This is a genomic window from Lacrimispora sp. 210928-DFI.3.58, from assembly GCF_020554865.1.
Lineage (GTDB): Bacteria > Bacillota > Clostridia > Lachnospirales > Lachnospiraceae > Enterocloster.
Genome location: NZ_JAJCIC010000074.1, coordinates 1 through 7,597, shown reverse-complemented (window position 1 = coordinate 7,597; position 7,597 = coordinate 1). Strand labels below are relative to the sequence as shown.

The 7,597-nt window shown below is 51.6% G+C and carries 6 protein-coding genes; 3 read left to right on the top strand and 3 right to left on the bottom strand.

Features of this window, described 5'->3' with window-relative positions; all coding sequences use genetic code 11:
- Positions 1 to 251 precede the first annotated feature (251 nt).
- The gene (gene rd, locus LIZ87_RS21650) at positions 252 to 416 is read right to left on the bottom strand and encodes a rubredoxin (RefSeq protein WP_178315962.1); all 165 of its coding nucleotides are present in this window, start codon (positions 414 to 416) and stop codon (positions 252 to 254) included.
- Positions 417 to 623: 207 nt separating this feature from the next.
- A complete protein-coding gene (locus LIZ87_RS21645; protein ID WP_178315961.1) occupies positions 624 to 2,717 on the bottom strand; it encodes an elongation factor G in 2,094 nt (697 codons plus the stop codon).
- 241 nt (positions 2,718 to 2,958) lie between these two features.
- Between LIZ87_RS21645 and aroF the strand changes: the two genes are divergently transcribed.
- From aroF to aroA, 3 genes are all read left to right on the top strand, one after another.
- Positions 2,959 to 3,981 carry a 3-deoxy-7-phosphoheptulonate synthase gene (aroF, locus tag LIZ87_RS21640; RefSeq protein ID WP_178315960.1) on the top strand — a complete coding sequence of 341 codons (1,023 nt, stop codon included), beginning with the start codon at positions 2,959 to 2,961 and terminating at the stop codon, positions 3,979 to 3,981.
- Positions 3,982 to 3,999: 18 nt separating this feature from the next.
- Positions 4,000 to 5,148, top strand: a complete 1,149-nt coding sequence (locus LIZ87_RS21635) for a prephenate dehydrogenase (protein WP_227149185.1) — start codon at positions 4,000 to 4,002, stop codon at positions 5,146 to 5,148.
- Between the two features lie 248 nt (positions 5,149 to 5,396).
- Positions 5,397 to 6,677 (top strand): 3-phosphoshikimate 1-carboxyvinyltransferase, encoded by a 1,281-nt coding sequence (gene aroA / locus LIZ87_RS21630; RefSeq protein WP_227149184.1) that lies wholly within the window; start codon positions 5,397 to 5,399, stop codon positions 6,675 to 6,677.
- Positions 6,678 to 6,775: 98 nt separating this feature from the next.
- Here the strand turns inward: aroA and LIZ87_RS21625 are convergent, their stop codons facing one another.
- Positions 6,776 to 7,549: a ZIP family metal transporter gene (locus tag LIZ87_RS21625; RefSeq protein WP_227149183.1), complete on the bottom strand. Its 774-nt coding sequence runs from the start codon at positions 7,547 to 7,549 to the stop codon at positions 6,776 to 6,778.
- Between the last annotated feature and the right edge of the window lie 48 nt (positions 7,550 to 7,597).

Genomic DNA, 7,597 nt, shown 5'->3' with positions numbered 1-7,597 from the left:
ACCGCACCGCGAAAGTCTGGTGGACGCATTTGGCATACCTGAATACATGCCGCCTATCCGGCGGCAGGACTTTCATAGTAATAGCATAAACCATGGAGGCTGCATTTCAAGTTCTTTCTGAGAGATAATCGCTCCTCCCTCCTGTTCCCTCCTATTCGTCCCCGCACAAATGCCTCTGAACTGGTCCAGAAGCAGCTTACAGAAAAAGAGCCCAGACGGTTTATCCCGCCTGAGCCCCTTTATACCGCATCTTATTCCTCAACCGGAACAAATACGTCCTTGCCTAATCCGCAGATCGGACATACCCAATCCTCCGGAATATCCTCAAAAGCAGTTCCTGGTGCGATGCCGCCGTCCGGATCTCCTGCCTCCGGGTCGTAAATGTATCCGCATGGTTCACACTGATATTTCTTCATGATAAATGTCCTCCTAATTGTAATATTTTTATTTTTTGTGTCGCGTTTTGACGCTCCACTGTTTTTATTATTTCCGTTTTGCGTCTTTACTATAGCACAGATTCGGTTTTCATACCGTGACATTTGCAACAAAAATAAACTTTTTTACGGAAAGCAACCGCCCGGAAGCACGTTCTTCCCCCTCCGGGCGGCTGAATGATCCTGATCTTATTCGTCCTTCGCTGCGGCTCTTGCCTCTACCTCACGCTTCTGGACATCGCCGGGAGCCTGCTCATAGCGGCTGAACTCGTACTCGTAAACGCCGATACCGCCTGTCATAGAGCGCAGGTCTGTGTTGTAGCCAAAGAGCTCAGACATCGGGATATCTGCCTCAATGGTCTGTTTGCCGTGGTGGTCGGAATTCATGCCCAGCACGCGGCCTCTTCTGCGGTTTAAGTCACCCATAACATCGCCTGTGAAGCGGTCCGGAACCGTTACCTTCAGGGAAGCGATAGGCTCTAACAGAACAGGGTTCGCATCCATGAAGCCCTGCTTGAAGGCCAGGATGGTAGCCATCTTAAATGCCATCTCGGAGGAGTCTACCGGATGGTAGGAACCATCTAACAGAGTAGCCTTTAAGCCTACAACAGGATAGCCTGCCAGCGGTCCCTTGAGAACGCATTCCTGAAGTCCCTTTTCCACTGCCGGGAAGTAGTTCTTCGGAACGGAGCCGCCAAATACCTTCTCCTCAAATACGTATGGTGTCTCTAAGTCGCCGGATGGCTCGAATTCCATGATAACATCGCCGTACTGTCCGTGTCCGCCGGACTGCTTCTTGTGCTTGCCCTGTACCTTTACCTTCTTGCGCAGGGTCTCGCGGAATGCGAATTTCGGCTTGGAAAGTACGATATCTACCTTATAACGGGACTGGAGCTTGCTGACAACCACATCTAACTGCTGGTCTCCGATGCCGTAGATCAGGGACTGGCGGTTCTCTGCGTCGTTGAGCACCTTTAAGGTCTGATCCTCCTCCATCATACGTGACAGAGCAGTGGAAACCTTGTCATCCTCGCCCTTGTTGGCTGCCTTGTAAGCCATGTAGGTATAAGGGGTGGAGATCTCCGGCTTGTGGTATACGATAGGAGCAGTACGCACAGCCATGGTATCTCCTGTCTGTGTCACGGTCAGCTTTGCAACAGCGCCGATATCACCGGCCTTCAGCTCCTGGACCTCGATCTGATCCTTGCCCCGCAGGATATAGATCTTGCCGATCTTCTCCTCTGCGTCCTTATTTACATTGTAGACAACGGTATCTCCCTTTAAGGTACCGGTACAAATCTTCAGCAGGGAGTATTTGCCGATAAATGGATCCACAATGGTCTTAAACACTCTTGCGGAAAGGGATACATCGTCGTTATATTTGGCAGTAAAGCGCTCTCCTGTGGAAACATCCACACCAATACACTCAAAATGATCCGGTGACGGGAAATACTTGTCAATGGCCTGGAGCAGTACCTTAAAGCCCTGGCAGTTGATACCGGAGCCCATCATAACAGGCACGATCTCACCGTCAATCACATGGGTACGCAGTGCGGTGGAAATCTCCTCCTGTGTGAACTCCTCGCCCAGGAAATAGCGCTCCATATATTCTTCACTGGTCTCGGCAACAGCTTCGATCAGGGCATCCCTTGCAATGGTCAGGTTCTTCTGAACATAATCAGGGATCGCACACTCCTCGTAATCGCTTAAGCTGGTAAAACGGCGGCCTGCCATCTTAACCACATTGACGAAACCTACGAACTTTTCATTCTCACGGATTGGCAGCTGGAAAGGCGCGATCTTGCGTCCAAAGCGGGTCTCCAGCTTTACTACCAGCTCACGGTAGCTGGCATGGTCGTCGTCCATATTGGTGACGAAGATAATTCTGGGCAGGTTGTACTTTTCACACATCTCCCATGCTTTCTCAGTACCGGGCTCAATGCCTGCCTTGCAGTTTACAACGATAATGGCTGCATCAGCTACGCTGATCGCTTCTTCTACTTCTCCAACAAAATCAAAAAATCCTGGCGTATCTAAGAGGTTAATTTTAATAGGGCCGTTCTCACCTGTATACTCCAGCGGAATCAGGGTGGTGGAAATGGAGAACTGCCTCTTGATTTCTTCCTTATCATAATCGCTGATGGTGTTGCCGTCGGTTACCTTACCCATACGCTTTGTAACACCTGTCACCAGCGCCAGTGCTTCCGCAACGGTCGTCTTACCTGCGCCTCCATGACCAAGTAATACAACGTTGCGGATTTGTTCAGTACCATATACGTTCATAAACTTCCCTCCTGTACATTCATATTTAAGCCATGCGTATATTTTACTAAATTTTTCAGAATTTTTCAAGCATTATGTTTAATTTTGCACAACATTTTTCTATTCCTTTGAAATCATGCTTAAAAGTGTAAAAGTTTAAAGCTATAAAGTGTTGACTTTTTCAAACGGAAGTCGTACACTAACATATGCAAAAAAACTGGCTGGAAATGCAGGCAGAATGAATAGATAAGGAGCAAGGGACATGATCATTATTATGAAGCCAAATGCTTCTAAGGAAGCAATCAAAAAAGTAACGGATACCATTGAATCAAAAGGCCTTCACCCCCATCTTTCCGAGGGTTCTCAGGTGACCATCATCGGCGTTGTGGGTGACAAGACAAAGCTTCACGGGAGCAACATCGAGATGAGTGAGGACGTGGACAAGATCGTTCCTGTCACGGAATCCTACAAGCTGGTGAACAAGAAATTCCACCCTGAGGATTCTGTGATCCCTGTGGGAAACACCCACATCGGTCCTGGGACCATGACGGTAATGGCAGGCCCCTGTGCCATTGAATCCCGCGAACAGCTGATGGAGACCGCATTTGCAGTGAAAAAGGCCGGAGCCACCTTCCTGCGCGGCGGTGCATACAAGCCGCGCACCTCCCCCTACTCCTTCCAGGGCCTGGAGGAAGAGGGCTTAAAGTATATGAAGGAAGCCAGGGAAGCCACAGGCCTGAATGTGATCTGCGAGGTCACCAGCGCCCATGCCATAGAGGCTGCCGCGAAATACGTGGACATGCTCCAGATCGGCGCCAGGAATATGCAGAACTTTGAGCTTTTAAAAGAGGCAGGAAAATCCGGCCTGCCTGTATTGTTAAAACGCGGATTATGTGCTACCATAGATGAATGGCTGAATGCCGCAGAGTACATCATTTCTGAGGGAAATCCCAACATTGTGCTGTGTGAGCGCGGCATCCGCACCTATGAGACCTCCACGCGCAATACCCTGGATATCAGCGCTGTTCCCGTTATCCGCCAGAAGAGCCATCTTCCGGTGATCGTGGATCCCAGCCATGCAACAGGCGTAAGGGCCTACGTGGCGCCTCTTGCAAAGGCTGCTGTGGCAGTGGGAGCTGACGGTCTTATGATCGAAGTGCATCCCTGCCCGGCCTGTGCTCTCTCCGACGGCCCACAGTCTCTTACTTTTGACGCATTTGATACTCTGATGAAGGACCTGAAGCCCTACGCAGCGCTGGCAGGAAGGACCTTTGAAGTAAAATAGTAACAGGATGGTGTTTATATGAAACAGGCAGCTATGACAGATTCAACGATCGCCTTTATCGGCCTGGGGCTCATCGGCGGCTCCATCGCCAGAGGCTTAAAGCGTGTCCGGCCCGATATCCGCATCATGGCCTACATGCGCACCCGCTCCAGGCTAGAGCAGGCAAAAAAAGATGGCATTGTAGATGTCATATTGGACGGGATTGACGAGCATTTGAGGGAATGTGACCTCATCTTCCTCTGTACGCCAGTGGAATACAATGCCCAGTACCTGTCAGCCATACGTCCATTTTTAAAGCCCGGGGCCTTAATTACAGACGTCGGCAGCACAAAGACGAACATCCACCGGGAGATCCTGGCCCAGGGCCTTACGGACTGCTTTGTGGGCGGCCATCCCATGGCCGGTTCAGAGAAAACAGGCTATGAAAACTCCACAGACCATCTGCTGGAAAATGCCTACTATATTATAACTCCTCCTGAAGGCGTTGCGCCTAAAGGGAAAGAGGATGCCTGCACGGCGGATCATTCCTCTAATATAGAGCGCATAACCGCTGTTGCCCGGACCTTAGGAGCCATCCCCCTGGTGCTCGACTACAGGGAGCACGACAAGGTGGTAGCTGCCATCAGCCATGTGCCCCACCTGATCGCCTCCAGCCTTGTCAACCTTGTAAAAGACAATGACTCTGAAAACGGCACCATGAAGCGTGTTGCTGCCGGAGGCTTTAAGGATATCACAAGGATCGCTTCCTCCTCCCCGGAAATGTGGGAGCAGATCTGCGTTGCAAATTCCGCGCCCATAGCAGATATGCTGGAGAAGTACATTGCCTCTTTAAATGACATTCTGGATGCAGTAAGAAGCCACAGCAGCCCTTCCATCTACCGGCTGTTTGAAACCTCCAGAGATTACCGCAACTCCATTACAGACCGTGCAAAGGGATCTGTGGAGCCCTCTTATGAGTTCACCGTGGACATTGTGGACGAGCCCGGTTCCATCTCTACCCTCTCTGTTATCCTGGCTGCAAAGGGGATCAGCATCAAAAATATCGGCATCAACAACAACCGTGAGCGCGGGGAAGGTGCATTAAAGATCGCCTTTTACGAGGAAGCTGCTATGGAGGCAGCCTGGGCACAGCTTGAAAAGTACAGATATGACTTATTCCGTATGTAGCCGCCTGCACGGAAGACAAGTAGCTGTTACTGTTCACAGCTCGGCTAAAAAGCAGCCGTTCTGTGAACAATAACACGCTCCGCGATGCACACAAACCGCAAAAAACGCGGTTTGGCGCCGCAACCCTCGGGTTTGCCCCACCGGGCTAATAATCTGTGACTTTCGCTACGCTTCACTCACAAAAAACACCTCGCGGGATATTGGCTGTAAACAGTAACAATCAGCTATCAGAAGAAAAGGAAGATATTATGGAATTTCAGAAAAAAGGAAGCCTGCGCGGTGAAGTCACCGTTCCGGGCGATAAATCAATTTCCCACAGGGCAGTCATGTTCGGCTCTCTCGCTGAAGGCACTACCGAAATACACGGCTTTCTCCAGGGCGCTGACTGCCTTTCCACCATTTCCTGCTTTGAGAAAATGGGGGTTTCCATTGAGAATAAAGGCAGCCTTGTCCTTGTACACGGAAACGGCCTCCATGGCTTAAAAAAGCCTGCAGAAATCCTGGACTGCGGCAACAGCGGCACTACCACCAGGATCATCTCTGGTATTTTGAGCGGACAGTCCTTTGATGTCACACTGACCGGGGATGAGTCCATCCAAAAGCGGCCCATGAAGCGGATCATCGATCCTCTGACCCAGATGGGCGCTGACATACAGAGCATCCGCGGCAATGGCTGTGCACCTCTGGCGATCCGCGGCAGCCGTCTTCACGGCATCCACTATACCTCCAAGGTCGCTTCCGCCCAGGTAAAGTCTGCCATCCTTCTTGCAGGACTTTACGCAGAGGGGCCCACCAGCGTGACCGAGCCTTATGTTTCCAGGAACCATTCTGAGCTCATGTTAAAGCTCTTTGGCGCAGATGTGTCCACAGAAGGCACTACCGCCACCATACAGCCCGCTCCCCAGCTTTGCAGCACAAAGGTCATGGTGCCGGGAGATATCTCCTCTGCCGCCTATTTTATCGCAGCCGGCCTAATGATCCCAGGCTCTGAGATCCTGATCAAAAATGTGGGCATCAACCCCACCCGCGACGGCATTCTCCACGTGTGCCGTCAGATGGGGGCTGATATCCAGCTGCTGCATGGCAAACAGGATGAGGGTGAGCCCACTGCTGACATTCTGGTGCGCCACAGCAGCCTTCACGGCACAGAGATCAGAGGTGCTATTATCCCCACCCTGATCGATGAGCTGCCCATGCTAGCCGCCATGGCTGCCATGGCAGAGGGCGAGACCGTGATACGCGATGCCGCTGAATTAAAGGTAAAGGAATCCAACCGCATTGCCGTCATGGTGGAAAATCTCACTGCCATGGGTGCTGACGTCAGGGAGACAGAGGACGGTATGGTGATACAGGGAGGCAAGCCGCTTCACGGCGCTGCTGTGGACAGCCACAAGGATCACCGCATTGCCATGACCTTTGCCGTCACTGCCCTTTGCGCTGACGGGATCACGGATATTAAGGATGCAGAGTGTGTCAACATCTCCTATCCTGCGTTCTATGAAGATCTGAAAAAATTAATGGCTCATTAAATTTCGATCAAACAGCCTGCAAAAGCGCTGGTACGTCAAATGGTATTTCTGCCATTTGCTGTACCAGCGCTGCGTTTTTCTTTCATCTGGTTCTTCTCTTATCCCAACGCCACATCCAGTATCATCATAACCACAAAGCCGGCGGCAAAGCCCAGTGTTGCCACATTGGAATGTTCGCCCTCTGCGGACTCCGGTATCAATTCCTCCACTACCACATAGATCATGGCTCCTGCTGCGAATGCCAGAAAGTAAGGCAGAGCCGGACCCAGATGCTCTGACAGCAGCAGCATCACCACAGCCCCTATAGGCTCTACGATCCCTGACAGGATGCCATAGGCAAAAGCTTTCTTCTTCCCGGCTGCCTCCTTTAAGGGCAGGGAAATGATCGCCCCCTCCGGGAAATTCTGGATAGCGATCCCTAAAGACAGGGCCAGTGCGCCTGCCATGGTGATCCTTCCTCCCTCTGCCAGAAGGCCTGCAAAGGCAACGCCCACGGCCATCCCCTCCGGAATATTGTGGAGAGTCACTGCCAGCACCAGCATGGTGCTCTTCTTCCAGCCGCTTTTAGGCCCCTCGGGCTCATCGCTGTCCATGTGCAGATGGGGTACCAGCTCATCCAGGCACAGCAGAAAGCCGATACCCAGCAAAAAACCAACAGCCGCCGGAACAAAGGCCAGCTTTCCCATGCCCTCGCTCATATCCATGGCCGGGATAAGAAGGGACCACACGGAAGCAGCCACCATGACGCCGGAGGCAAAGCCCAGAAGGGCCTTCTGCACTCTCGGCCTTAAGGCCTGCCTTAAAAAGAATACGCAGGAAGCTCCCGCTGCTGTCCCGATAAAGGGGATCATAATCCCAATGAATATATCCATAGCAATTCCTCTGATCTTCTAATATATTTTTTCATGCTTCCGGCAGCG

What these genes read in the sequence shown, in the direction of transcription:
- aroA (WP_227149184.1), top strand. Translation starts at nt 5,397, where the DNA reads ATGGAATTTCAGAAAAAAGGAAGCCTGCGCGGTGAAGTCACCGTTCCG.
- LIZ87_RS21635 (WP_227149185.1), top strand. Translation starts at nt 4,000, where the DNA reads ATGAAACAGGCAGCTATGACAGATTCAACGATCGCCTTTATCGGCCTG.
- LIZ87_RS21625 (WP_227149183.1), bottom strand. Translation starts at nt 7,549, where the DNA reads ATGGATATATTCATTGGGATTATGATCCCCTTTATCGGGACAGCAGCG.
- rd (WP_178315962.1), bottom strand. Translation starts at nt 416, where the DNA reads ATGAAGAAATATCAGTGTGAACCATGCGGATACATTTACGACCCGGAG.
- LIZ87_RS21645 (WP_178315961.1), bottom strand. Translation starts at nt 2,717, where the DNA reads ATGAACGTATATGGTACTGAACAAATCCGCAACGTTGTATTACTTGGT.
- aroF (WP_178315960.1), top strand. Translation starts at nt 2,959, where the DNA reads ATGATCATTATTATGAAGCCAAATGCTTCTAAGGAAGCAATCAAAAAA.